The organism is Acinetobacter sp. KB005 (genome assembly GCF_049949095.1).
GTDB lineage: Bacteria > Pseudomonadota > Gammaproteobacteria > Pseudomonadales > Moraxellaceae > Acinetobacter > Acinetobacter calcoaceticus.
Genome location: NZ_CP188191.1, coordinates 2,997,944 through 3,023,376, shown reverse-complemented (window position 1 = coordinate 3,023,376; position 25,433 = coordinate 2,997,944). Strand labels below are relative to the sequence as shown.

Here is a 25,433-nt window from a genome sequence, read left to right as displayed (position 1 = left end):
AGGACTATTGATATGAACAGTATTATCCCAACGCATAACATTGGCACTGATTACGAAACTTTAGTTAAAAGTGACCGTGCCCATACTTCTCTTTATAAAGATGAACGCATTTTTGATGAAGAAATGGAAAAAATCTTTTATAGCACTTGGGTGTGGGTTGCACATGCCAGTGAAATTCCGGAAGGTGGAAGCTATAAAACCATTAACATCGGTAAACAACCTGTTGTTGCGGTACGTGACCGTAAAAAGAAAGTACATGTGCTTTTAAACCGTTGCCGTCACCGTGCAGCAACCGTATGCGAACATAAAAAAGGAAAAACCAATAGCTTTGTATGTCCGTACCACGGTTGGAGTTATGCACTAGATGGTAGTTTACGCGGTGTACCATCTCCAGAAAGCTACGGTGATTGTTTAGATAAGTCTGAGTTACCACTAGTTAGTCTGCGTGTAGAAGAATATAACGGCATGATCTTCGCTTCATTTAAAGAAGACATTCAACCGCTTGAAGAGTTCCTTGGACCTGCAAAAAAATGGATTGACCTGTTTATGAAACAAGGTGCGGGTTATCCAATTAAAGTGTTGGGTGAACACCGTTTCCGCTTCCCGGGTAACTGGAAAATTCAGCTTGAAAATACCACTGATGCATATCACTTCCCGTTGGTACACAAGTCATTCTTAAGTTCTGTAGATGAAAAAACTGAAGAACTCTTTAACTTCGAAAACCAGCCGGGTTTTGTTGAAGATTTAGGAAATGGTCACAGTGTGATGGTGATGATTCCTGAACTGGTTGATTTAGACGAAGAGCTCATGGAGCGTCCAATTCAAGAACGTTTTGAAGACTTGGCTCAAGCTTTGCGTGAAGAAGGTCATGAAGAATTAGAAGTACGCCGTATTGTGCGTGCAGTTGGCGGTTCTGGCTTTAACTTAAATTTATTCCCAAACATTGCATGTTCAATGGCGTTCTTCCGCGTGTTGCAGCCAATTTCAGTTGCTGAAACAGAAATTCATCACTCGGTGATTACGATGGACGGCGGTCCACAAATTGCCAACCAATATCGCTTACGTTTGCATGAACATTTCCAAGGTCCATTTGGTTTTGGTACACCAGATGACTCTGAAGCTTGGGAACGCGTACAACACGGCGCCAATGCAGGCAATGATTTATGGATCATGTTGAACCGCGGTTTACCGGGTGAAGTCAAAACTGAAGATGGTTTAAAAAGTGATGTCAGTGCTGAAACCGGTATGCGCGCAGCCTATCAGCAGTGGAAAAAGATGATGACGGCTTAAGGAGAGAGCAATGAATATGAATCTGCAATTATTAAATGAAGTCACTGCTTTCATCTGGGCTGAAGCAGACATGTTAGACCACAGTGAATATCGTGAATGGCTCAATTTATGGAATGAAAAAGGCGTTTATATCATTCCGATTGACCCAAACTTAACCGACTACGAAAACAATCTAAATTATGCCTATGACGATAACCATATGCGTACTTTACGTGTAGAGCGTCTTGAAAATGGTGAAGCGATTTCTACAGCGCCGAAAGCAAATACGGTACGTAGTGTTTCTCGTGTACGAGTTATTCAAGACCAAGATAATGAAATAGTTTTACGCTGTGCTCAAAACTTACGTGAGTTCCGTAAAGAAAACCTCAAGCATTACACCGCAGATATTACTTACCATCTAACTCGTGATGCGGCTACAGGTTTTAAGATTAACCGTAAAATCATTAACTTGGTTAACTCAACCGATACCTTAGCCGGTATTAGCTACATTCTTTAGGAGCAGTAACATGAAACAGGTTGTTTTAGTGACAGGGGCTGCTTCAGGACTCGGTAATGTTATTGCTGAATATTTTGCGAGCCAAGGCCATCAAGTGATTTTGTCAGCCAGTACGCTTGAAAAAGCCGAAAACGCTAAGGCACAAAGTCAATATGCACAAAATATGGTTCCCTTGAAATTAGATATTTCTGTCGAAGCAGATTTTCATGCTGCCGTGAAATGGATTGAAGAGAAATTTTCTAAACTTGATGTGTTAATTAACAATGCCACCGTCACCAAAGCAACGCCAGTATTAGAAATTACCGCAGCCGATTTTGATTGGGTGACCCAAGTCAACCAACGCGGTACCTTCCAAGCTTGCCAAATTATTGGTCAATATATGGCTAAAAAGGGTTATGGACGCATCATAAATATGGCGTCTCTAGCAGGACAAAATGGCGGTACTGCAACAGGTGCACACTATGCGGCAACCAAAGGTGCGATTGTGACGTTAACCAAAATCTTTGCTAAAGAGTTTGCGGCAAAAGGCGTTACGGTTAATGCGGTTGCACCGGGACCGATGGAATCACCAATCGTTCATAGCGTGGTGCCAGACGAAAAAATGGAGCAGTTCATCCAGAATATTCCGGTTAAAGCCTTAGGAAGTATGCATTTTATTGCTGAAACTTGTGGCTTGCTTGCGAGTCCAAATGCGGGGTTTGTGACTGGTGCAACATGGGATATTAACGGTGGTTTATTCATGCGTTAAGCCAATAGGCTACGCATGAAAAGGGAGTTGAATCATGACTACACTTTATGATGTTGTCGTTAAAAATCGCCATGTGGAAGGTGGAAATATTGCAGTCATGGAATTTGAATCTGCAACTTCTGCAACATTGCCAAAAGTTGAAGCAGGTGCGCATATTGATGTGCACTTACCGAATGGCATGGTGCGCCAATATTCACTTTGCCAAAATCCAAATGATGAAGGTAAGTTTCGCCTTGGAATTTTACGTGACCCTGAATCACGTGGTGGCTCAATATCCGCTTTTGATGAAATTAAAGATGGCATGCAAATTCAGGTCAGTGAGCCGAAAAATTTATTTCCACTTTTAAAAGCCAAACACAGTGTATTGATTGGTGGTGGAATCGGAATTACACCATTAATCACGATGGCCTATCAACTTGCACACGAAGGCACATCCTTTGAGCTTCACTACTGTGGTGCTAGCCCTGAAAACTGTGCTTTTGTTGATGAAATTAAAAATGGTGAGTTAGCAAAATACACAACCTTCCATTTTAAATCCGAAGGTGCAAGCCACAGAGCGTTTTTTGAATCTGCCATTAAAGATATTGATCTTGAAAGCCATATTTACACCTGTGGTCCAGTCGGTTTTATGGACTGGGTGATTAACCTCGCCACGACTCATGATTTCCCTGAGCAGCAAATCCACAAAGAATATTTCCAAGTTGAAACTGATACTTCAGGAGATTCATTTGAGGTGGTGGCTGAGCGTAGCGGAAAAATCATTATGGTTGAAGCTGGCGAAACCATTTTGCAGGCTTTGGCTAAAGAAGGCATCGACATTGAAATGTCTTGCGAGCAAGGCGTATGCGGAACCTGCATGTGTGATGTGATTGAGGGCGAACCTGACCATCGAGATGTTTATTTTACTGATGAAGAAAAAGCCAGCAATGAGCAAATATTGGTGTGCTGTTCGCGCTCTAAAACACCGAGGTTAGTTTTAGATATCTAATGCTCTCGCGATTTATATGGATGTAAGAGAAGGTTTAGGAGAAAGATGATGAATGTATTACAACAAATAGATGAGTTTACGGTCGATCCACTACAGTTCCGACGAGCATTAGGAAATTTTGCAACAGGCGTTACTATTATTACTGCACAAAATGCACAAGGCGAGAAAGTTGGGGTCACCGCAAATAGTTTTAACTCGGTGTCACTCGATCCACCACTTATTTTGTGGAGTATTGATAAAAAGTCTTCAAGTTTTTCGGTATTTGAAGAAGCGACACATTTTGCCGTCAATATTTTATCGGGTACCCAAATTGAACTGTCTAATAAGTTTTCGAGACGTAATATTGATAAATTTGCAGACACGAACTTTCAACTTGGTGTCGGACGCGCACCAATTTTAGAAAATTGTTCTGCGGTGTTTGAGTGCGAACGTTATCAGGTTATTGAAGGTGGTGACCACTGGATTATTGTTGGTAAAGTGGTTCGATTCCATGATCAAGGCAGAAGTCCGCTGGTTTACCACCAAGGCGCATACTCTTGTGTCATGCCGCATCCAAGCCTTCAAGTGAAACAAACTGAAGAGAATGGCGTAGACCAAACACATTATGGGCACTTATATAATAATGTCTGCTACTTGATGAGTCGTGCTTTTAAAGCTTATCAGACTGACTATATTCCTAAACAAATGGCTTCTGGGTTCCGTACCAGTGAATCACGGCTCTTGCTGGTTTTGGCAAGTGGTACTGCTTCAAGTAAAGAAGATTTACCACGAGATATTGCTATGCCAATGCAAGAGGTAGAAAGATCGGCTGAAATTTTAAAATTTGAAGGATTACTGGTTGATCACGATAATTTATATGCACTGACCGAGAAAGGTAAACAAACGGCACAGTATTTATTTGATATTGCCGATAGCCACCAAAATGAAGTGTTTAAAAAATATTCTGAGGAACAAAAGGATATTTTTATTACCATGCTGCGAGACTTTGCAGGAGTAGCATAAGCCTCATTAAGCTGATAAATTGAATTGATTTATCAGCTTCTTTACATCTAGCTGACTATAATCAAAAGAATTCCAAGGATAAGGAATTTTTGGCACACAATTTGTTTATCAATAAAACATGATTGCAAATAAGCCAAGACAGTGAACTACAGCGAAAGAAAATGTTTCGCGGTGGCACGTGTATAGAGAGGTAAGGGATGAACCAATATGTAAGTGATGCATTGTTGAATTGGACACACCATATCAAGAATGTTTGCGGAAATTTTGAAACAGATTTTGACGGCACCCGTAATTTATTCATTGGGGAAGTTCAATGCTTTTTATTGGGCGATACCGAAATTGCGTTCATTAGAAATAATGCAAATAAGATTGTCCGAAAAGCCGATGAAATCGATCGAGTGAATAATCGTTTTTGTTTTTTGATTTTGCAGTATTCGGGAAAAATGCTGCTCGAGTATAAAAATGAAACGCTAAGCCTGAATGAAGGCGATATTGTGTTGGTAGATCCGGTCGAAACCATTTCGATGTATCCGCAAGGCTTGGTTAGCCAGATTTCAGTGCACTTGTCGCGTGAAAAATTACTTAAAGAAAATATTAGTACTGAATATTTTGGAAAACTGATTACGCAAAATATGAGTGGTTTTTTACTCAAGAATATTTTGAAAAATATGTCTGCTGAGAACATCAAACTTTGGTATGCAACCGAAGATGGTAATGCTTTTGAAGATGCTCTAATTGCTTTAATCAAACCTACAATTAATTATAAAAATATTAATAGCTCAAATAATCTGATGGAAAAAGCTGAGCGCTATATTATAGAAAACTTAGCAAAACCAGATTTAACACCTAAATTAATTGCAGAACATATTGGGGTATCGCTACGTCATCTCTACCGTTTATTTCTTCAAGAAAATTTATCTATTAACAAATATATACAGCTCAAACGCTTAGAAAAAGTCAAAGCAGATTTACTCGATAAAAGAAATAAACAAAGCTCGATTACCCAAATTGCTTTGAAATGGGGCTTTTGGGATGGCGCGCACTTCTCAAAAATATTTAAGAAGACTTATGGTATCTCTCCTAAAGAATTTAGAGAGGGTGTGTCGGCTTAAACCTTTCATCTCTCAATGTCATTTTTAGACAAGTTCTGGGTCATTCCTGAACAAGCTAGCCCTATGTAACTGTGTTGAAATTAAATTCATTAGAGCAGGCTAGATAAGCTTAATAAACATAAAATTATTAAGCTGGTCTAATGAATTTCACTCACAGGAAAGTGCATTTTAACTGTCTGATTCAGATAGTTCAGGGATAGATGAAAAGGATGAAACCAATGCGTAAACAACGATTATTGAATGACATACAAAAAATATTGGCACTTAACTTATCAATAGCTGCTAGCTTTTGGGGATTAAATACTCAAGCTTATGCTCATGGTGGAAAGGCCGAAATGGTGTCACTTTATCAAAACATGAGTGAGCAAGGCGCCAAAGTTGTCAAAGATGATTTTACCAATACCTATATGATTACCAAGGGTTCTATGGTGGTTCGAGCCAAACCCAATTCAGATCAGGTTTTGGTGAATGGCAAACCTTTCAAGCTCAGTGTGCCTTTACTAATTAAAGATGGTAAACCTGTTATTGGAAAAGACTTTTTTAATGAAGTATTCCAGTCTGGTTTAGATCAAACTTTTAAAATTGAAAATACGTTTCATCCTCTTAATAGCTTAAATTCTGACGAAATTAAAAAGACATTTGATGTCATTCACAGCTCGAAATACGCCTATAAAAATATGCGTTTTGCCGAGTTAAAGCTTAAAGAGCCTGAAAAAGCAAAAGTTTGGGATTACTTTATTAATCACAAAGAATTTAAAGACGCTCGAATTGCATCTTTCATTTTATTAAAAGGCAATCAAGCGATTGAAGGTGAAGTTAACCTTAACACTCAGCAAGTCACAAAATGGAATGTACTTAAAGACACTCATGGAATGGTGCTGCTCGATAATTTTGAAGCCGTACAGCGTGTAATTGAGACGAGTAAAGAATATCAAGACGCGTTACGCAAACGTGGCATTAGTGATGTGAAGAAAGTGATTGCTACACCACTAACTGTTGGATATTTTGGCGGTAAAGATGGACTTGATAAACAACTCAATATATTAAAAGTTGTCGCTTACCTAGACACTGGAGATGGTAACTACTGGGCACATCCTATTGAGAACCTAGTTGCTGTAGTCGATTTAGATAAAGAAAAAATTATTAAGATTGAAGAAGGTGCGATCATTCCTGTGCCAATGGCAAATCGACCTTATATGTCGAATAAGCCGGTAGCAAGTAAGCTAAAACCACTCAATATTACTGAACCAGAGGGTAAGAACTTTAGCATTACAGGTCAAACCATACATTGGGGGAACTGGTGTTTACATGTGGCGTTAGATTCTCGTGTTGGCTTACAGCTTTCAACCGTGACCTACAAAGATAAGGGCGTAAAGCGTAAAGTCATGTATGAAGGCAACTTGGGTGGAATGGTGGTTCCATATGGCGACCCTGATATTGGTTGGTATTTCAAATCCTATTTAGACTCTGGCGAATATGGTATGGGAACACTTACCTCATCTATTCTTCCTGGAACAGATGCACCCGACAACGCTGTTTTACTTGATGCTGTGATCGCAGACTATAAAGGCCAGCCACAAGTAATTCCAAATGCCATTGCTGTATTTGAACGTTATGCTGGACCTGAATATAAACATCACGAAATTTTTGGTAATCAAGATGCCAGTGAAGCCCGCCGTGAACTTGTTGTGCGCTGGATTAGTACAGTGGGTAACTACGATTACATGTTTGATTGGGTATTTGCCCAAAATGGTGTAATTGGAATTAATGCGGGTGCAACAGGTATTGAAGCCGTGAAAGGTGTTAAATCACGCACTATGCATGACAGTACTGCAAAAGAAGACACCAAATATGGAACTTTAATTGACCATAATATTGTGGGTACAACGCATCAACACATCTATAACTTCCGTTTAGATATGGATGTAGACGGGGAAAACAACAGCTTTATGCATATGGATCCTGTGGTGAAAGCCAATGACAAAGGCGGTGTTCGTACAAGCTCAATGCAAATTGATAGTAAAGTGATTAGTAATGAGCAAAATGCGGCTGAAAAATTTGATCCATCAACTATTCGCTTACTCACAAACTTCAACAAGGAAAATAAATTAGGTAATCCAGTTTCTTACCAACTTATTCCGTTTGCGGGTGGAACACACCCTGTTGCGAAAGGTGCTAATTTCTCTAAAGATGAATGGTTATTTAAACGTTTGAACTTTATGGATAAGCAAATTTGGGTGACTCAGTACAATCCAGACGAGCGCTATCCTGAAGGTAAATATTCAAACCGTTCGACTCACGATACGGGTTTAGGTCAATTCATTGGCAACAACGAAAATATTGAAAATAAAGACCTCGTGGTTTGGATGACAACTGGTACAACGCATGTGGCACGTGCGGAAGAATGGCCAATCATGCCTACAGAGTGGGTCAATACACTCATCAAACCTTGGAACTTCTTTGACAACACCCCGACTTTAAACTTGGGTGAAGAAGAGCAAAACACGCAGCACGACCATCACTAAAAATGTGCATGAGCCAGAATGGGTAACGAATAAGTTACCCATTCCTGAGCGCTGGTAAGCCGTTCGCAAAAAGGAATTCTGTATGAAAACTCTACTTTCTCAAGTGATGAGAGGGACTCTCTTTGTCTCATTTTTTTCAACTGTTCATGCTGGTGAGCTTGAAATTAAACCGACTTTTGAAGCAACTTTTGGGGCTTTTAGCAGCGGTAAAAGTTACAACGGTGAAAACCTAGATGATGAAAGAATCAATTGGCAAGAAGGCCATCTTAAATATGGTGCGAAAGGACAATACACATTTAAAAACAATCAGCTCTATGCAAGTTTGAGCGGTATAAGCTCAGCAACATTTGGCGATGGTGACGCAGGCCAAAATAGTAATGGCAAAGAGCGCAAAACAGATGTAAATGAATGGATCATTGGCTTTAAAGACGGTACCAATAAAGATGAGTTGACTACTTATGATTTAAGTATTGGTCGACAAAATATCATGATTGGTGATGGTTTTTTCATTGCGGGTGATGCATTAAATCTCGGCAAACCTCCAGCAGATGGCGCCTTAGACCGAGGCGGGGCATATTATCTGGCAGCGCGTCGAAGTTTTGATTTTACCAGTCTGCTTCAATACAAACCGCAAGAGAGTACAACGCTAAAACTGGCTTATTTAAAATCGAATAATAAAGCACAATTTTCACCTGAACTCTTTGTGACTGATCTGATGTATCAGCTTAAAGATAAGGGCGTTGGGTTCACTTACTTAAATGTATTAGACCTTGAAGATACTGAACACGTTTCAGGACGAGAAGACCTTAAAAATTATGCTTTGCGGTTAAATTATCAACCTTTACCAGAGCTACAAGTTAAGTCTGAGTTTGTTATTCAAGATAAAAAAGATAGTCAAGAAAATGCAGGTTACGTAGGGCTGAACTATAACTTTTTATCTTCAAAATATACGCCCTCATTAGGTTACCGTTTTAGCCATTTTTCAGACCAATACGATCCAATGTTTTATGGGAATACGGTCGGTTTTGGCACGTGGTTTCAGGGAGAAGTTGCTGGAAATTATGCTGGCCCATTTAATAAAAATGCAGATATCCATCAAGTCTCTTACATGATGAACTTAAAAGAAAATTTCATGTTAGGTGCTTTGGCCTATAAGTTCAAAACAGTAAATAAGTCTTTAAGTAATGTGGATGGACATGAGCTGGATGTGTTCTCGGTTTGGTCCGTCAATAAAAAACTTAACGTTATTCCGTTGGTTGGATTCTATAAGCCTAAACAGGATAGCCAGAGTGGCGGCACTCAAAACTACGATGACAAAACCAATGTGTATGCACAGTTGATTCTGCAATACATCTATTAATAGATCCTTTTAAATGAATTGAGAGAAATAAAAATGAGTGAAGTTCAGATTTTAGCAAGCGTACAGCAATTTATGGCGCGTCAACATGGACATTTTATTGATGGAAAATTAGTTGCTGCTGAGCATTTAGATAAAGTAGATATTGTAAATCCATCGACTGAACAAGTGGTTGCTCAAATTAGTATTGGTAGTCAACACGATGTTGAAAGTGCCGTGAAAAGTGCTGAACATGCTTTTCAAAATGCTTGGGCTGAAACTACGCCGTATGAACGTGGCGTTAAACTAAACAAGTTGGCAGATTTAATTGAACAATATGGTGAAGAACTTGCTCAGCTTGAGACTTTATCTACTGGAAAACTCATCAATATTTCCCGCCATCTTGAAGTGGCACAATCTGTTATTTTCTTAAGATATTTTGCAGGGTGGGCAACCAAAATTAATGGCCAAACCATGCAACCTTCTATTCCATCAATGCAAGGTGAAAAATATACGGCCTTTACTTTAAGACAGCCGATTGGTGTAGTCGCAGGTATTGTGCCTTGGAATTTTTCACTCATGATCGGTGTTTGGAAAATTGGTTCAGCATTAACAACTGGCTGTACTATTGTGCTTAAACCAAGTGAGTTTGCCAGCTTATCTTTATTACGTTTAGCTGAACTTGCTATTGAGGCAGGTATTCCTGCTGGTGTAATTAATGTGGTTACAGGTAAGGGGGAGACGGGACAATATTTAATTGAGTCACCACTCGTTAAGAAAGTCTCGTTTACAGGTTCAGTACCAACGGGCATTGCGATTGGTAAGCTCGCGATGAGCAGTGATTTAACCCGTGTCAGTCTAGAGTTAGGTGGTAAAAATGCCATAGCCGTTTTGGCTGATGCGAATATCGATGAGATTTTACCAACTTTGTTGCAAGCAACTTTTGTGCATCAAGGTCAAGTTTGCGCATCTCCAGAGCGTTTTTTTGTACACCACACAAAATATGATGAACTGGTCGAAAAGCTATCCAAAGCACTTTCTGGGTTCAAAATTGGGTCAGCGATGGATGAGGGAAGTATGTTTGGGCCACTGTCTAATCAGCCACATTTTCATAAAGTGAAACATTATTTAGATATGGCAAAAGCCAACAACCAGATTATTGCAGGTGGTGAGGTTTTAGATCAGACAGGATATTTTGTACAGCCGACTTTAATTTCCTTTAAAAATACCGATGATCCTTTATTTTCAGAGGAAACTTTTGGACCAGTGGTTGGGGTAATGCCATTCGAAACTGATGAAGAGCTTATTCAATTCATGAATCAGTCGCGTTTTGGTTTAACTGCAAGTATTTGGACAAATGATCTGTCTAAAGCCTTACGTTTAATTCCTAAGATTGAAGCAGGGACCTTGTGGGTGAATATGCATACTTTCTTAGATCCGTCAGTTCCATTTGGCGGGGTGAAAGCTTCAGGAATTGGCAGAGAGTTTTCAGATGCATTTATTGAAGATTACACTGAATTAAAATCGGTCATGATTCGGTATTAAGTTCAAAGATTCTACCAGATATAAAAAAATGGCCGTTATAGGCCATTTTTTTGAATCATTAAATTAACCTAATAAAAAATCTTTTAGGATTTTATTAAAAGCTTCTGGTTGTTCTACATTAGAAATATGAGAAGCATCTATTTCTGCAAGTTTTGATTGCGGAATCTGTTGCTGCATAAATTCACCATCTGCAACTGTAGTTACAGGGTCTTGAGTTCCAGCAATCACTAATACTGGAACTTTGATGTCTTTTAACTGCTCACGGACATCCGCTTTAGCCAAAGCCTCACAACAATTGGCATAACCCATTGCGCTGCCAGCACTTAAGTCGTTACACAGGTTGTTGACGATTGAAGGATGACTTTGGATAAAGGGATCTGTAAACCATCGCGAAGCTGCTGTGGCTGCGATCGATTGTAAACCTTGCTCACGTACTAATTTTGCACGGTCAAGCCATGCCTGTTCTTGTCCAATTTTAGCGGCAGTATTTGCCACAACCACATGACTAAAACGGTCAGGGTAGTGAATTGCCAGCCATTGCCCGGTTAAACCGCCCATTGAAATACCACAAAAAGTAGCTTTAGTAATATTTAGATGATCAAGTAAATGAACAACATCTTGACCTAATTGCTCTACAGTGTATGGGCCGTTAGGCGTAGATGATGAACCGTGACCACGTGTGTCATAGCAGATCACAAAAAATTGATCTTTTAACTCGTTAAACTGTTTTTGCCACATGCCATAATTGGTGCCTAAAGAATTGGAAAACACCAAAGCAGGGGAAGACGGCTTGCCAAAGGTTTGATAATTAATTTGTGCATCGGCAGATTTAAAAGATGGCATTTGTTTCTCCTTAATGTGCTTCAACACGTTCAATAATCAAAGCGATCCCTTGGCCTACACCAATACACATTGAACATAAGGCATAACGACCACCTGTTTTTTCAAGCTGGTTTAAGGCTGTGGTGACTAGGCGTGCACCTGACGCACCTAACGGATGACCCAAAGCAATTGCACCACCATTTGGATTTACCTTGTTGCTATCATCTGGCAAACCTAAATCACGGGTCACTGCCAAAGCTTGTGCAGCAAAAGCTTCGTTAAGCTCAATCACATCCATCTGCTCTAAAGTCAGGTTGGCTTGTTTAAGTAATTTTTTAATGGCTGGCGCCGGAGCAAAACCCATAATACGTGGTTCTACACCCACTGCTGTTGAAGCAATGATCTTGGCACGTGGTTTTAAGTTGTAAGCTTGAACTGCCTCATCAGATGCGATCAGTAATGCTGCTGCACCATCGTTAATGCCCGAAGCATTACCCGCAGTGACTGTGCCATCAGCCTTTACAACTGGTTTAAGCTTGCTTAAACCTTCAAGGGTTGAAGCACGTGGTTGTTCATCGGTATTAATCACAACAGCATCACCCTTACGCTGAGGGATTTCAACTGCCACGATTTCTTTAGAAAAAAAGCCTTTGGCTTGCGCGCTTGCGGTGCGTTGTTGGCTCGCCAAGGCAAACTGGTCCTGATCTGCACGATTCACGTTGAACTGTTCAGCTACGTTCTCGGCAGTCTGGGGCATGGTGTCTACACCATACAATTCTTTAAGTTTAGGGTTAATGAAACGCCAGCCCATGGTGGTGTCTTCAATCTTCTGGCTACGGCCAAAAGCACTGTCAGACTTACCCATCACATAAGGTGCACGGCTCATGCTTTCCACGCCACCTGCAATCACCAAGTTTGCTTCACCTGCTTTAATAGCACGGGCAGCAATGGCAATCGCATCGAGTGAAGAACCACACAAACGGTTAATAGTCGTTGCTGGAACCTGATACGGTAAACCTGCAAGCAGTGCTGACATACGGCCGACATTACGGTTGTCTTCACCGGCTTGGTTAGCACAGCCATAAATCACATCATCGACCTGCTCCCAATCTACATTTGGGTTACGCTGCATGAGTGCTTTAATCGGCAAAGCACCAAGGTCATCGGTACGAACAGGAGCAAGGCCACCGGCATAACGGCCGAATGGAGTACGGATGGCATCGATGATATAAGCGTTTTTCATTCTAACTTTTGTCCTTTACTTCAGGCCTTTTTAGCCATTCTCCGTAAGTATTTCGCGGTGGCGACATGGATGTCGCCTCGTTGCTCAGCACAACAGGGATGTTGTGTCTGAGTAACAAAGGTTTTTGGTTACTTTTTTAAAAAAGTGACACGAATTAGCTGGTGGCATCTGGCTTAAACAGATAAGACTCCATTGAGATGCTTTATAAATTTTCATATCAACGAATACCATCACGGCTGTAATTTACTGTGATATCCGTAAGTCTGTTGTATAAGCGATACCTTACTTTTGAAAGGTCAAAAGTAACAAAAATCTTTGTTGAACAGAGGAGGCTTCCTTGCCTCCCTGTCCAACGGGCGACATCCATGTCGCCTGTCACGATAGTGAATGCTCTGTAATAGATTTTTGCTATGCAAACCTTACCTTTGAGTCGCATCAATCAAAGTTGCACCCGTTAAAGCCTGTAATTCATCAAAGCTAAGACCTTCCACTTTCTCAATCACTTTCAAACCATCTTTGGTCACATCAATCACACAAAGATCGGTGTAAATACGGTCAACACAGTGCTTACCCGTTACTGGATAGCTCAGCTCAGCAACAATCTTAGGCTCACCTTGTTTGGTCACGTGGTCTGTGGTGATAAATACTTTTTTAGCACCCACAGCTAAATCCATCGCACCACCTACCGCAGGAATCGCATTTGGTGCACCAGTGTGCCAGTTCGCCAAGTCACCATTGGCTGCAACCTGAAATGCACCGAGTACCGCAATATCAAGGTGACCACCACGCATCATCGCAAATGAGTCGCCATGGTGGAAAAAGCTGCCACCTTCAAGCATGGTCACAAACTCTTTACCTGCATTAATCAGTTCAGGGTCTTCTTCACCTGCCGCTGGTGGTGGGCCAAAAGCCAATAAACCATTTTCAGAATGAAGGAAAATATCTTTGTCATTAGGTAAATAGCTTGCGATCTTGGTGGGTAAGCCAATACCTAAGTTCACATAGGCACCATCTGGAATGTCTTGTGCCACACGTTTTGCAATCTGGTCACGGCTGAGTTTCTGGTAGCTCATGTTATTTCTCCTTATTGCTTATTGTGCGGGCTGCACTTGAACAACGTGTTGTACAAAAATACCTGGGGTGATGATGTGCTCTGGATCTAATCCACCTAGCTCAACCACCTCAGAGACTTGAACAATGGTGACATCAGCAGCCATAGCCATGATCGGGCCAAAGTTACGTGCAGATTTACGGTAAATCAGATTGCCCCAGCGGTCGCCCTTGTAGGCTTTAATCAAGGCAAAGTCAGCCTTGATTGGATATTCAAGTACGTAGTCTTTACCATCGATCTGGCGGGTTTCTTTACCTTCAGCTAAAAGTGTTCCAAAGCCTGTTGGGGTAAATACAGCGCCAAGTCCCATACCAGCTGCCTGAATACGGCAAGCCAAGTTACCTTGCGGTACGACTTCAAGCTCTACTTTTCCAGCACGGTACAGCTCATCAAACACATAAGAGTCTGACTGACGCGGAAAAGAACAGATGACTTTTTTAACTGAACCAGCCTTAAGCAATTTAGCCAGACCATAATCACCATTACCGGCATTGTTGCTGACAATAGTCAGGTCTTTAACACCGAGTTCAATCAGTCCATCAATGAGTTCAGCGGGTTGTCCTGCGGTACCAAAACCACCAATCAGGATGGTGGCACCATCTTTAATCTGCGATAGAACCTCGCTAAGTGAGGACTTACTTTTGTCAATCATGTGAGAAACCTTAGAGCATGAGGTAACGTGATGTTATTACTACCGCTAAAAATTTATTTAAATTCTTAATGGTAGTAATAAATGGAATAAATTTTGTGAGTCAAAAGCGAACTTTTAACTCACATACACTTTCAATTAAGCGCTAGCGCGACGACGTTCAACTTCAGTTGAAGGAGCAGCAGCGGCATCATTCACAAGTTCGATGTTAAATGTGATGTGTTTGAAAGCGTGATCTAAACCACGGCGTTGAATTTCAGCAGGGTCAGTTACATCAACTGCTGTTGCAACTAAACCGTCACGAGTAGCGAAGGCAAAGTCGTCCCATAAGTACTCATCACCCTCAATGTTGAATTGAGTTGTAAGCTTGCGGAAACCTGGTGCAGAAACGAAATAATGAACGTGAGATGGACGGTTACCATGACGGCCTAACTTGTTAAGAAGGGCCTGAGTTGTACCTTCTGGAGGGCAACCATAACCCACTGGCATTGTGGTTAATGCAACATATTTACCATCAGCATCAGTCAAAATACTACGGCGTAAGTTGAAGTCAGATTGAGACTTATCAAAGAATGAGTAATTACCCAAGCTGTTAGCATGCCATACTTCAACTTTAGCATTTTCAATGATATTGCCATCAGTATCAGTCACAGTACCTTCAATAATTAAGGTATCGATTTTGCCAGATTCAGTTCCGTCATCCATACGCGCAAAACCAACGGTTTCAGGCGCACCAGCTACATAAAGTGGGCCTTCAATGGTACGAGGTGTGCCACCAGTAACGCCTGCTTTTGCATCAGCTTCATCTGCACGTAAGTCAAGGTAGTGCTCTAAACCTAAGCCAGCTGCTAAAAGTCCAAGTTCGTTTGCTTGACCTGCATCGGTAAAATATTCCAGACCTTTCCATACTTCTGAAGGTTGGATGTCTAAATCTTCGATGGCTTGAAATAAATCCCCGAGAAGGCGCACTACAATTTGCTGAACACGTGCATCGACTTCGCCTTTTGCAGTGTCGACATTCATTTGTTTTACAAGCGCATCAATTTGTTGACGGTTCATACTAAAACTCCTTAAGTATGCAATACGGTTTTAGGTGGCAGTGGTGCTGGCATTTTGTTTTGCTAGCAAATTGTTGCTGCCACGTTCCTTGTTACCTTCTGAATAAATATATTTAGTTTTTAAATGTGCTTCAGACTACACACTCAAACTATTTTCTTAAATTACGAATCATCATCACGAACAGATGAAGGGTGACGATTAAGTGCCATCACTTCGATGTTCATGTAAGGATAAAGAGGTAATCCTTGTAAAATGTTGTGCAACTCTTCATTGCTCTCGACATCAAAAATACTGATGTTTGAGTACTGGCCTGTAACTCGCCAGATGTGACGCCATTTACCTTGGCGTTGTAAATCTTGCGAATAAGCTTTTTCAACGGCCTTAATTTCATTTGCTTTGTCGGCTGGCATATCAAGTGGGATATGCACATCCATACGTACATGAAATAACATGGGAAACTCCTTATCCTGTTGCCTTAACGACGTAACTTCTCGACTTTATCTTCATCAATTTCAATGCCTAAGCCGGGAGCCGTTGGCAAGTGCAATTCAAAGTTTTCGTAACGTAGCGGTTCCTTCAAAATTTCTTCGGTAAGTAATAACGGACCAAATAATTCAGTACCGAATGCTAATGTTTCAAAGGTTGCAAATGCATGAGCAGAAGCAATGCTACCTACAGGGCCTTCAAGCATGGTACCGCCATAAAGATCAATTCCAGCCAAACCTGCAACCTTGGCCACTTCACATGCTTCGATCAGACCACCAGATTGTTCAATTTTTACCGCAAATACATCAGCCCCATGGCGTTTTGCAATACGGTATGCGCTGTCTGGCCCAGTTAAAGCTTCATCCGCCATGATTGCGACATCAAAGCGATGTGTTAAACGAGCAAGTGCTTCAGTATTTTGAATAGCACAGGGCTGTTCAATTAAATCAATTCCGCCATCTTGCAGCTGTTGAATACCTTGAATACATTCCAGCTCTGACCATGCACGATTTACATCAACACGTACACTAATATCTGCGCCTAGTGCTTTTTTAATTGCAATCACATGATCAACATCGTGTTGCAAAGGACGAGCACCAATTTTGAGTTTGAACGTGTTATGACGTTTCAACTCAATCATTTTTCGAGCTTCAGCAATATCTTTTTCTGTGTCACCAGACGCGAGCGTCCAAAGTACAGGTAAACTATTACGCAGACGGCCACCTAAAACTTCACTTAACGGCACGCCTAAACGTTTTGCCTGAATATCAAGTAGGGCAGTCTGAATGGCACATTTCGCGAAACGGTTACCATTAATATTTTTACGAATCAGTTTTAGTGTTTGAGCCACATTTAAATCTTTAACTGATGCGAGTAATGGTGCAAAGTAAGTATCAATATTGGCTTTGACACTTTCAGGACTTTCTTCACCATAGTTCAGTCCACCAATGGTGGTCGCTTCACCCCAACCTACAATACCATCCATGGTCGTAATTTTAACGAGCACCAAAGTCTGAGTACGCATTGTAGTCACAGACAGCTGATGAGGACGGATAGTTGGAATATCCACAAGTATGGTTTCTATGGTTCTATACATGAAGTTTCAACTATTTCAAACTTGTTTACATACCATAGAAGAATGTAATAGCCTAAAATAGATATAGAACGGTATTTTAAGATACTAAAAAGGTATATTAATGGAATTAAGACATCTACGTTATTTTGTTACCGTTGTTGAAGAACAAAGTCTGACTAAAGCCGCAGAAAAGCTTTTTATTGCCCAGCCACCTTTAACACGTCAAATCAAAAAACTAGAGGAAGAGTTAGGGATTGATTTGTTTGTGAAGGGCTCTCGTCCATTAAAAGCGACAGAAGCAGGCCTGTTTTTTTACCAACATGCTGTGCAGATTTTAACGCATACTGCTCAAGCGGCTTCTATGGCTAAAAAAATGAAGTTGGTCGATAACATTGTCAAAGTGGGCTATGTCAGCTCACTGCTTTACGGTCGGTTACCGCAGGTCATTTATCTATTTAGACAAAAAAATCCAGATATCCATGTTGAATTGATTGAATGTGGCACACGAGATCAGGTCGAGGCTTTAAAGTTAGGCAAAATCGATTTAGGTTTTGGTCGATTACCTATTAGTGATCCTGCCATTAAGAGACTTTTACTCAGAAAAGAAAAATTAAAATTAGCGATTCATAAAAAGCATCCATTAAGTGAATTTCAAGATTCAGGAATTTACTTATCTCAAATCATTAATGAGACGATTTTTTCTTATCCCACTACACCTAAGCCAAATTTTTCGACCACCATTCAAGCTTTATTTACCAAGTTGGGTTTAATTCCAGCCAAACTGACCGAAGTCCGAGAAATTCATATGGCGCTTGGTTTGGTGGCATCGGGCGAGGGCATTTGTATTATTCCAGAAAGTGCCTGCGACATTGGAATGAAGAATCTAACTTATTTAAATATATTAGACTTAGAAGCCTATAGTCCGATTTCTCTATCCATGCGTAACATGGACCAAAGTTCCTATATTCCTAAAATTCTAGATTGTATTGAAGAGATCTATAGCCAAGAAGAAGTGTCCAGAAATTTGAATTTATAAATTTTTAATACGATTAAAATTGAATTTTCATGTTATTTTAAAACTTTAAACCTATAGGTAATATGTAAAAGGAATTATTGAATGAGAAAAATTTTAGGACTAGCTTCTCTCATTATGTCTACTGGTGTTGTACATGCTGAACAATTAAATGAACAAGAACAAATTTCTCCATACAGTGCAAATGTAACCTTCGCGAGTCAATATATATCACGTGGTTTCCAGCAAACATGGGGTAAGCCAGCTTTACAGATTGGTTTAGATTATGCAAATCCAAATGGATTATTTGTGGGTACTTGGGCATCGAATGTAAGTTCTAACTATCTTAGAGATGCTTCAGTTGAGTGGGATTTTTATGCAGGTTATATAAAAACTTTTGATAAGTTTTCGGCTGGAATGACGGTTTTTTATTACTATTATCCGGGAGCTGAAAGCACGCCTGAAACGGGTAGTACCAGTTATAACTATGGCGAAATTGTGCCTCAAATTGGTTATGGACCTTTAACACTTAAATATTTCATTACCTACACCCCAGATTACGCGGGTTATAACTCCAAGACGATGGGCGGCCCTGAGGGTAAACGTTCAAGAGGAACAACATATCTGGATTTAACTTTTACACAGCCAATAAATGAAACTTGGACTTTTGGTGCTCATTATGGCTATGAAAGAATTAAAAATTTCTCGGAAGCTAATTTTCAGGATGTTAAGGTTGAGCTTATCAAGGATTTAGGCGATGGTTGGAATACAGGATTAGCTTACACCAAAGCTTGGGATAAAAATGGGTTCTATAAGAAGTATAGTAATGGTGAGCCAGATGCACCTATTTCAAATCCGATTGACTCAACATTTACAGTGTCTGTAAAAAAAGTTTTCTAAGTTAAACTTATCAATAATGGTCTGATTAACTACGCTTGAAATGTATCTGTAAACTTTCAAACGTAGTTAAAAACGATTTTCTATTTATTTTTTTTAAATTAATTTAAGGTAGGTAAATGAAGAACTACCTGAGTATCATTAATAATGTCTAAACGTGAAATTATCTAGAGTAATATATATAATTGAAAAACTAAAATATTAGTATTTTTCTAATCTCTAAAAAAATATTGATTAATAAAATTATTATGGATACTTAATATTAATATTCAAAGGCATTTGTGGGCTGATTATAAATAAAAACTATTATATGAAACAAAATAAGTATTGGCATTTAGACGGGGATTTTTCCATTCTTAAACTGTTTTATGTACACGTTCCAGTAGGTAGCTGTCTCGGAAAATACAAGGGATTTGTTGTGTCTAACTTTGCCTGAACTTCGTATTCCGTTTTTATACCTTCAGTAACGCAGTATACGTTCAATTTTGCAGTTTAAGGAAATATTGATGTCGAATTCTGCTGTTGTTGATTCAGTTGCTTTTGCCTTAAGACAAGCTGAACTATCACAAACTGCGATTATTCCTATTCGTACTGAGCTCGGTGGTGAACAGGCAAATGTGGATATCGCTTATGCAGTACAGGAAATCAATACTGTACGTGCACTCTCGGAAGGGCGCCGTTTAGTAGGTCGAAAAATTGGCCTCACTTCTAAAGTGGTACAAGCCCAACTTGGCGTAGATCAACCTGACTTTGGGATGTTATTTGCTGATATGGCATATGGCGATGGTGAACTCATTCCAGCGGGTAAGTTGATTCAGCCAAAAGTTGAAGCTGAAATTGCGCTCGTACTCAAAAAGGATTTAACCCAAGCCCGACATACATATGCAGACATTATTAGTGCAACTGACTATGCCTTACCAGCTATTGAAATAGTCGATAGTCGCATTGAGAACTGGAAAATCTCATTGATTGACACGGTTGCTGACAATGCATCAAGTGCAGCTTTTGTGTTGGGTTCACGTCCAGTACAGCTTAATCAACTTGATTTAGTTAACTGCAAAATGATTATGACTCGTGGTGATGAGGTCGTTTCACAAGGTGTTGGTAAAGCTTGTTTAGCTAATCCATTGAATGCAGCAGTTTGGTTAGCTGATGAAATGGTACGACGCGGACGTCCATTACAAGCAGGAGATATTGTCCTGACTGGGGCATTGGGTCCAATGGTGGTGGCTCATCCTGGGGATGAGTTTAAAGTTGAAATTGAAGGCTTCAATTCAGTTGTTGCATGCTTTGCTGCTGAATAAAGGATAAGGAAATGAAAAAGATAAAATGTGCCTTAATTGGTCCAGGAAATATTGGAACAGATTTGCTGTATAAATTGCAGCGTAGTGAAGTTTTGGAGCCAGTATGGATGGTTGGAATTGATCCTACTTCTGAAGGCTTAGCTCGTGCTGCAACAATGGGTTTAAAAACCACGGCTGAAGGCGTTGATGGTTTATTACCTCATGTACTTGAAGATGATATCAAAATTGCTTTTGATGCAACTTCAGCATATGTACATGCAGAGAACAGTCGCAAGCTCAATGAGCTTGGGGTGTTAATGATTGATTTGACTCCTGCGGCAATTGGTCCATTTTGTGTGCCGCCAGTGAATTTGGAAGCTTTATTAGATGCAGGTGAAGTACCCAATGTAAATATGGTGACCTGTGGTGGGCAAGCAACTATTCCAATGGTCGCGGCAATTTCACGGGTACAAACGGTTAGCTATGCTGAAATCATTGCAACGGTTTCGACTAAATCGGTTGGCCCAGGTACGCGTAAAAATATTGATGAATTTACCCGTACAACTGCTGGAGCAATTGAAAAAGTTGGCGGTGCCAAACAAGGTAAAGCCATCATTATTATTAACCCGGCTGAACCACCACTAATGATGCGTGACACTGTTCATTGTTTAGTTGAAGGAGAGCCTGACCAAGTTGCAATTACGGAATCAGTCAATGCCATGATCAAAGAGGTACAAAAGTACGTACCCGGCTACAAACTGGTGAATGGACCTGTATTTGATGGCAATCGTGTTTCTATGTTTCTTGAAGTAGAAGGCCTAGGCGATTATTTACCGAAATATGCAGGTAATCTTGACATTATGACTGCGGCAGCTGCGCGTACTGCAGAAATGTTTGCAGAACGCGTTTTATCTAATCAAAAAGCTGAAGTTGTTTAAGGAGAAACCGTATGTCTAAGATTATTGTGCATGATATGACGTTACGTGATGGTATGCATCCACAACGTCATCAAACTACAGTTGAGCAAATGATTGCCATTTCAACCGCGTTAGACGAAGCGGGTGTGCCATTAATTGAAGTGACTCATGGTGATGGCTTAGGTGGGAGTTCCGTTAATTACGGTTTCGCTGCTGCAACAGATGAAGAGTATTTATCTGCTGTTGTGCCACGCATGAAAAATGCCAAAGTGTCAGCGTTGTTATTGCCTGGCATTGGAACAGTTGACCATTTAAAAATGGCACATGAGATTGGTGTTTCAACCATTCGTGTTGCAACACACTGTACAGAAGCAGACGTGTCTGAACAGCATATTACTGCTGCACGAAAATTGGGAATGGACACAGTTGGCTTTCTAATGTTGGCACATATGGCATCGCCACAACATTTGCTAGAAGAAGCAAAAAAAATGGTGTCTTACGGCGCTAACTGTATTTATGTCACTGACTCTGCTGGGTACATGTTGCCACAAGATGTTACCGATCGGGTTGGGTTGCTTCGTCAAGAACTTGATAGCAGTATTGAGTTAGGTTTCCATGGTCATCATAACTTGGGTATGGGCGTTGCCAATACCGTTGCTGCGGTTGAAGCTGGTGCAATTCGGGTCGACTTGGCGGCAGCTGGTCTAGGAGCTGGAGCAGGCAATACGCCGCTTGAGTTATTTATTGCAGTTGCAAATCGTATGCAAATAGAAACAGGCGTAGACTTGTTTAAAGTACAGGATATTGCAGAAGATCTTGTGATTCCAATGATGCTAAACCCAATTCGTGCCGATCGTGATGCAGCAACGTTAGGTTATGCAGGTGTATATTCATCTTTCTTGTTGTTTGCAAAACGTGCCGAAGCTAAATATGGCGTCTCTGCACGTGAAATTTTATTAGAGCTTGGTCGCCGTGGTACGGTTGGGGGACAGGAGGATATGATTGAAGATCTTGCCTTGACCATGTCAAAAGCGAAAGTAATGAGCGCATAAGTTTTTTTTAAAATGAAAAAGAGCACTCTACGAGAGTGCTTTTTTACATCTACTGATTTGATCTAGATGAAATAACTTGGATATAAGCGTTATTTTCTATAAATGGATAGACATCATTTTTGATTGGATGAGTTTCTATTTAAATAAAAAAACGATTAGAAAATTAAAAATAGCGAATTAAAATAAAGCTATTTTAATAAAAAATAGATATATAACAAATACTTATTATGGTTTTTAGGAGGTGATTAATCGTTTTTAGTGATCTGTTAAAAATCCTCATTACTGGAAAAGTAACATTTTTTTAAAGCATTGAGTTTAAAAAGAAAAATATCTTAATACTCTAGTCGAATTTTTCATAAAAATAGAGTTGAGCATGATAGGGCTTGGTTTCATGGATTGATTGAAAGGAAGTACGCAATGCGTCGTCAAACGTTATGGATCGCAATGGCTTGCGCAATAGCAACAATAGGGGCTACTGGCACATATGCTGGCTTTGTTGAAGATAGTCAGGTTCAGCTTAAATTTAAAAACTTCTATTTAGATCGTCAGTATGATGACACCCCAGCAAAAAACTGGGGGAGTTGGTCGCAAGCTGTGACACTGGATGCAAAATCGGGCTATGCAGAGTTTGGGGCGTTACAACTCGGTGTTGATGTGTTAGCACAGTACGCTGTGCGTCTGGATGGCCGTGACCGTAATGCCGATTGGGTTCTGCCGTACAGTGGGATTTCTGGTACAGGCACAGGAAAACAAGAGCGCCAGTTTGGAAAAATAGGAGCAACTCTTAAAGCGAAAATCAGCCAAACTGAATTACGAATTGGTGAAATTTTACCTGTAACACCAGTAATTCATTTTGATCCATCACGTCAATTATTGACCACTTATAATGGGGTATGGCTAGAATCAAAAGATATTAAAAACACCAAATTAACGTTAGGTTATTTGGATAGTATCAATGCCCGTTATGAAAATCAGCCAATGGATTTTGGTCTATGGCCTAAAGCATTAAATAATGATGTTAAAACTGATGGGATGTATGTTGCGGGTATAGATTACCAATTAAATAACAACTGGTCTGCAAGTTATTTTTATGGCGATGTGACGAATATCTATCGTCAAAATTACTTGGGTGTGAACTATAAAAACAATTATGACAAGTTAAAAGTCGATTCACACATACGTTTTTTCGACAATGCAGAGTCGGGAGATGCCTTTTATGGTGATATTGATAATCAGGCATTGTCTATAGGCTCAACCTTAACTTATGGCTCACACAGCGTAGGTTTATCTTATCAGCAAATGTTTGGTGACCATGGTAGCAACCCGAGTGCAGCAACTGGCGCACCATATTTCCCATCCCTCGCAGGTTGGGTACCTCAGCCTTATTTGGATAACTGGTCAGTTGCGAGCTTTATCCGTAAAGATGAGAAATCGGTGGGTGTAGCTTATAGCTATGATTTTAGTGATCTTGGCATTAAAGGTTTAAAAACCACTGCAAAATATTGGCATGGCTGGGGCATTGATTCAGCTTATGAATTAAGTGCATTAACAGGCAAAGGCAAAGAAGATGAATTCAACTTTATTCTGAATTACGTAGTGCCAGAAGGGAAGTTAAAAGGCTTGGGTTTTCAGTGGATGTATATCGATGTGAACTTCGACAATATTGCAGGCCAAGCAAGCGATTTGCAGGAACATCGTATTGCAACGACATACACCTATAAATTTTAAATACTTTTAAATATTTATTTAAATAACAAATGGTTATTAATATTTTTTTTGTATCACCTCATCGTAAACAAGTATCAGTTTAGGCGCTGTGAACAGGTAAGATGGGTGAGTAAAACATTTAAAATTTGGCCTACTAAAAGCAGCTTAATCTTGAGTTGAGCTGTATAAATTGTAAGAGGAATGACATGGGCACAGTACAAATCCCCGAATATAAAACAGATCCATTTTTTGGTTTGGAAGACAAATGGATTGAAACAGCAGCAGGCGAGCTTACTCATTATCATGAGCTTGGAGAAGGTACTCCAATTTTATTTTTACATGGTTCGGGTACTGGTGTTTCAGCAGCAGCAAACTGGTGGTTGAACTTACCACAAATTGCTGAGCAGGCACGCTGTATTGCTATTGATTCGATTGGTTATGGACAAACTGTTGTTGCAGAAGGGACTGCTTACGGTATCCGTGCATGGGTAGATCATGCAGTCCGTGTATTAGATGCTTTAGGAATTGAAAAAACCTGGTTAGTAGGTAATTCTTTAGGTGGTTGGTTAGCATTCCAGTTTATATTGGATTACCCAGAGCGTGTACTGGGTATTGTATCAATGGGAACGGGTGGTGCTAAGCAGACGGCAGCACTTAAAGCACATGCTAATCCTGAATTGACAGAAGCTGGTATCCGTAAAACTTTAGAAATGTTTGTGGTCGATAAGTCTTTAGTCACAGATGAATTGGTTAAAGTTCGTTTTGACTCAGCAAAAAATGACTACGCATCAGATCGATTGATGGATGTTGTTGGTGCACGAGACCGTGACCGCTTTGAATTCCCGCTTGATTTTGAAAAGATGAAAGAGATTCAAGTTCCTGTACTACTCATTCATGGTGTGCAAGATGTAGTTATTCCTGTATCTCGTACATGGGATATTTTGAATATTGTACCTTATGCTGATGCTCATATTTTTAGTCAATGTGGTCATTGGTCACAAGTTGAAAGAGCACAAGAATTTAACCAGATTATTAAACAATATTTAGCAGTACACGATGTTAAATAAAATATAAAAAA

General features: G+C 40.1%; 23 protein-coding genes. 16 read left to right on the top strand and 7 right to left on the bottom strand.

Annotated features, from left to right (window positions below; translation table 11 throughout):
• The first annotated feature begins 12 nt into the window (after positions 1–12).
• The 9 genes from ACPF64_RS14470 (at position 13) to ACPF64_RS14430 (ending at position 11,042) form a co-directional block, all read left to right on the top strand.
• The gene (locus tag ACPF64_RS14470; protein WP_151743700.1) at positions 13–1,290 is read left to right on the top strand and encodes an aromatic ring-hydroxylating oxygenase subunit alpha; all 1,278 of its coding nucleotides are present in this window, start codon (positions 13–15) and stop codon (positions 1,288–1,290) included.
• Between the two features lie 10 nt (positions 1,291–1,300).
• Positions 1,301–1,786: an aromatic-ring-hydroxylating dioxygenase subunit beta gene (locus ACPF64_RS14465; RefSeq protein WP_004792056.1), complete on the top strand. Its 486-nt coding sequence runs from the start codon at positions 1,301–1,303 to the stop codon at positions 1,784–1,786.
• 10 nt (positions 1,787–1,796) lie between these two features.
• Entirely contained in the window at positions 1,797–2,534 is a 738-nt protein-coding gene (locus ACPF64_RS14460; RefSeq protein ID WP_426454127.1) for an SDR family NAD(P)-dependent oxidoreductase, read from the top strand.
• A gap of 34 nt (positions 2,535–2,568) precedes the next feature.
• The gene (locus ACPF64_RS14455) at positions 2,569–3,522 is read left to right on the top strand and encodes a PDR/VanB family oxidoreductase (protein WP_426454125.1); all 954 of its coding nucleotides are present in this window, start codon (positions 2,569–2,571) and stop codon (positions 3,520–3,522) included.
• 45 nt (positions 3,523–3,567) lie between these two features.
• Positions 3,568–4,524 (top strand): p-hydroxyphenylacetate 3-hydroxylase reductase component, encoded by a 957-nt coding sequence (locus ACPF64_RS14450; protein WP_426454123.1) that lies wholly within the window; start codon positions 3,568–3,570, stop codon positions 4,522–4,524.
• A 197-nt stretch (positions 4,525–4,721) separates the two neighbouring features.
• Positions 4,722–5,636, top strand: a complete 915-nt coding sequence (feaR, locus tag ACPF64_RS14445; RefSeq protein WP_005046790.1) for a transcriptional regulator FeaR — start codon at positions 4,722–4,724, stop codon at positions 5,634–5,636.
• A gap of 209 nt (positions 5,637–5,845) precedes the next feature.
• Positions 5,846–8,161: a primary-amine oxidase gene (gene tynA / locus ACPF64_RS14440; RefSeq protein ID WP_426454121.1), complete on the top strand. Its 2,316-nt coding sequence runs from the start codon at positions 5,846–5,848 to the stop codon at positions 8,159–8,161.
• An 82-nt stretch (positions 8,162–8,243) separates the two neighbouring features.
• The gene (locus ACPF64_RS14435) at positions 8,244–9,521 is read left to right on the top strand and encodes a hypothetical protein (protein WP_426454119.1); all 1,278 of its coding nucleotides are present in this window, start codon (positions 8,244–8,246) and stop codon (positions 9,519–9,521) included.
• Between the two features lie 33 nt (positions 9,522–9,554).
• Entirely contained in the window at positions 9,555–11,042 is a 1,488-nt protein-coding gene (locus ACPF64_RS14430; RefSeq protein WP_426454117.1) for an NAD-dependent phenylacetaldehyde dehydrogenase, read from the top strand.
• A 63-nt stretch (positions 11,043–11,105) separates the two neighbouring features.
• On the opposite strand, the gene pcaD is transcribed toward ACPF64_RS14430, so the two are convergent.
• The 7 genes from pcaD to ACPF64_RS14395 all read right to left on the bottom strand — a co-directional run bounded on the left by pcaD (position 11,106) and on the right by ACPF64_RS14395 (position 17,508).
• On the bottom strand, positions 11,106–11,885 hold the full coding sequence (pcaD, locus tag ACPF64_RS14425; protein ID WP_426454115.1) for a 3-oxoadipate enol-lactonase: 780 nt from the start codon (positions 11,883–11,885) through the stop codon (positions 11,106–11,108).
• 10 nt (positions 11,886–11,895) lie between these two features.
• Complete coding sequence (pcaF, locus tag ACPF64_RS14420) at positions 11,896–13,107, bottom strand: 3-oxoadipyl-CoA thiolase (protein ID WP_426454113.1); 1,212 nt, start codon at positions 13,105–13,107, stop codon at positions 11,896–11,898.
• A gap of 419 nt (positions 13,108–13,526) precedes the next feature.
• Positions 13,527–14,180: a 3-oxoacid CoA-transferase subunit B gene (locus tag ACPF64_RS14415; protein ID WP_307009422.1), complete on the bottom strand. Its 654-nt coding sequence runs from the start codon at positions 14,178–14,180 to the stop codon at positions 13,527–13,529.
• An 18-nt stretch (positions 14,181–14,198) separates the two neighbouring features.
• Positions 14,199–14,870, bottom strand: a complete 672-nt coding sequence (locus ACPF64_RS14410) for a 3-oxoacid CoA-transferase subunit A (protein WP_426454110.1) — start codon at positions 14,868–14,870, stop codon at positions 14,199–14,201.
• Between the two features lie 135 nt (positions 14,871–15,005).
• Positions 15,006–15,926, bottom strand: a complete 921-nt coding sequence (catA, locus tag ACPF64_RS14405) for a catechol 1,2-dioxygenase (protein WP_426454108.1) — start codon at positions 15,924–15,926, stop codon at positions 15,006–15,008.
• 161 nt (positions 15,927–16,087) lie between these two features.
• Positions 16,088–16,378 carry a muconolactone Delta-isomerase gene (catC, locus tag ACPF64_RS14400; RefSeq protein ID WP_003651954.1) on the bottom strand — a complete coding sequence of 97 codons (291 nt, stop codon included), beginning with the start codon at positions 16,376–16,378 and terminating at the stop codon, positions 16,088–16,090.
• A gap of 23 nt (positions 16,379–16,401) precedes the next feature.
• Positions 16,402–17,508: a muconate/chloromuconate family cycloisomerase gene (locus tag ACPF64_RS14395; RefSeq protein ID WP_426454106.1), complete on the bottom strand. Its 1,107-nt coding sequence runs from the start codon at positions 17,506–17,508 to the stop codon at positions 16,402–16,404.
• Positions 17,509–17,608: 100 nt separating this feature from the next.
• Between ACPF64_RS14395 and ACPF64_RS14390 the strand changes: the two genes are divergently transcribed.
• The 7 genes from ACPF64_RS14390 to ACPF64_RS14360 all read left to right on the top strand — a co-directional run bounded on the left by ACPF64_RS14390 (position 17,609) and on the right by ACPF64_RS14360 (position 25,422).
• Positions 17,609–18,523 carry a LysR family transcriptional regulator gene (locus ACPF64_RS14390; protein WP_005040228.1) on the top strand — a complete coding sequence of 305 codons (915 nt, stop codon included), beginning with the start codon at positions 17,609–17,611 and terminating at the stop codon, positions 18,521–18,523.
• A gap of 81 nt (positions 18,524–18,604) precedes the next feature.
• A complete protein-coding gene (locus ACPF64_RS14385) occupies positions 18,605–19,399 on the top strand; it encodes a TorF family putative porin (protein WP_080027203.1) in 795 nt (264 codons plus the stop codon).
• A gap of 503 nt (positions 19,400–19,902) precedes the next feature.
• A complete protein-coding gene (locus tag ACPF64_RS14380; protein ID WP_045431567.1) occupies positions 19,903–20,700 on the top strand; it encodes a fumarylacetoacetate hydrolase family protein in 798 nt (265 codons plus the stop codon).
• An 11-nt stretch (positions 20,701–20,711) separates the two neighbouring features.
• Positions 20,712–21,617: an acetaldehyde dehydrogenase (acetylating) gene (locus ACPF64_RS14375; protein WP_005046818.1), complete on the top strand. Its 906-nt coding sequence runs from the start codon at positions 20,712–20,714 to the stop codon at positions 21,615–21,617.
• Between the two features lie 11 nt (positions 21,618–21,628).
• On the top strand, positions 21,629–22,648 hold the full coding sequence (gene dmpG, locus ACPF64_RS14370) for a 4-hydroxy-2-oxovalerate aldolase (protein WP_416663127.1): 1,020 nt from the start codon (positions 21,629–21,631) through the stop codon (positions 22,646–22,648).
• Between the two features lie 417 nt (positions 22,649–23,065).
• Positions 23,066–24,376, top strand: coding sequence for an OprD family outer membrane porin (locus ACPF64_RS14365; RefSeq protein WP_426454102.1), 1,311 nt, complete (start codon positions 23,066–23,068; stop codon positions 24,374–24,376).
• A 185-nt stretch (positions 24,377–24,561) separates the two neighbouring features.
• The gene (locus tag ACPF64_RS14360; protein WP_005046825.1) at positions 24,562–25,422 is read left to right on the top strand and encodes an alpha/beta fold hydrolase; all 861 of its coding nucleotides are present in this window, start codon (positions 24,562–24,564) and stop codon (positions 25,420–25,422) included.
• The last annotated feature ends 11 nt before the right edge of the window (positions 25,423–25,433 follow it).